The 1,507-nt window shown below is 67.1% G+C and carries 1 protein-coding gene and 1 pseudogene; both read right to left on the bottom strand.

The features are described 5' to 3' along the window. Positions 1-1,056: MCP four helix bundle domain-containing protein (locus AC1D2E_RS35845; protein ID WP_478201792.1), on the bottom strand; the 1,056-nt coding region annotated here is incomplete at its 3' end. 59 nt (positions 1,057-1,115) lie between these two features. Beyond that, positions 1,116-1,507 (bottom strand): annotated as a pseudogene (locus AC1D2E_RS35840) (methyl-accepting chemotaxis protein); the annotation flags it as partial.

Here is a 1,507-nt window from a genome sequence, read left to right as displayed (position 1 = left end):
GGCATTGATCGAGCCCATGGTGCCGACCACCTGGCTGACCACGCTGCCGCCCCTGACCGCCACCTCGGAGGCCGAGACGGCCAGCTGGTTGGCCTGGCGCGCGTTGTCGGCGTTCTGCTTGACCGTCGAAGTCAGCTCTTCCATCGACGCCGCCGTCTCTTCCAGCGAGCTCGCCTGCTCTTCGGTGCGCGAGGACAGGTCCTGGTTGCCGGTCGCGATCTGGCCCGATGCCGTCGCGATCGTGTCGGTGCCGGTGCGGACTTCGCCGACGATCTTCACCAGGCTGTCGTTCATCTCCTTCAGCGCCTGCATCAGCTGGCCGGTCTCGTCCCGGCTCTCGATCTCGATGCGGCTGCCCAGGTTGCCGTCCGCCACCGTCTCGGCCACCTCGACCGCCTTGCCCAGCGGGCGCGTGATGCCGACCGTCAGGCGCCAGGCCAGAAGCGCACCCATGAGGAGCGCGATGGCCGACAGCACGATCAGGTAGGTGCGTCCCGCCTGGTCATCCTTCGCGATGCCCTTGGCCGCGTTGTCGATCTGTTCGCGCTGGTAGGCGGCGAGGTTTTCGACGGCCTTTTCGTAGTTCGCAAGCAACGCGCTGAATTGGGTGTCGGCCAGCTTGTTCGCGGCCTCCCCGTCGTTGTTGGCCTTGAGCTTGTTGAGGACGGCCAGCATCTCGAGGACCCCCTTGCGTTGCTCCGCCACCTTGCCGTAGAGATCCTTCTCCGCCGGAGAGGTCAGCCGTTCCTCCAACTCCTTCTGGATCGGATTGATGCGCGCGACGCCCTCCCCGATCTGCTTCCTGAAGTAGGCCTCGGTGGCGCTGTCGGTGGCCTTGACCATCGCGAAGGTGCGCACGATGCTGGCCGCGAGCAGGGTCGACCATTGCCCGACGAGGCGCTCCTTGACCAGCGCGCCCCCCACCATCTCTTGCGTCGCATTGCCCACGTTGGCCAACCGAAGCATGCCGGTCGCGGATATCGAGGCCATCAGCACCAGCATGGCCGCGAAGCCCACGCCCAGGCGCATGCCGATCCTCAGATTTTTCAAGCTCATCGCACGTTCCCTTTCTTCCATCGAACTGGTGAATCGGCACCGGGGTGCCGCATGACTGTCTAGAACTCGGTCCAGTCGCCCACGGCGGCGGCCGATGCCAGCGGCCGGGACGGCGCAGCGGCCTGCTGTTCGCGCGGCCCCGCAAGCGGCAGGCCGTGCGTCTTCGGAGCGGACTTTGCGATCGGAGCCTTCGGCGCTGCGGCGCGCGCCGTGGTGTGCGCCGCGGGGCTCGCAGCATCGAGCTTGAAGACGCTCACGACCTGCGACAGGCTGCCGGCCTGTTCCTGCAGCGACTGCGCCGCCGCCGAGGCTTCCTCCACCAGCGCCGCGTTCTGCTGCGTCACCTGGTCCATCTGCGTGATCGCCTGGTTGATCTGCTCGATCCCCGAGGTCTGCTCCTGGCTCGCCGCCGTGATCTCGCCCATGATGTCGGTCACCCGCTTCACGCCGC

This window comes from Variovorax sp. P1_H2 (genome assembly GCF_056405295.1).
The sequence above is the reverse complement of the archived record's forward strand: the minus strand, read 5'-3'. Positions and strand labels throughout refer to the sequence as shown.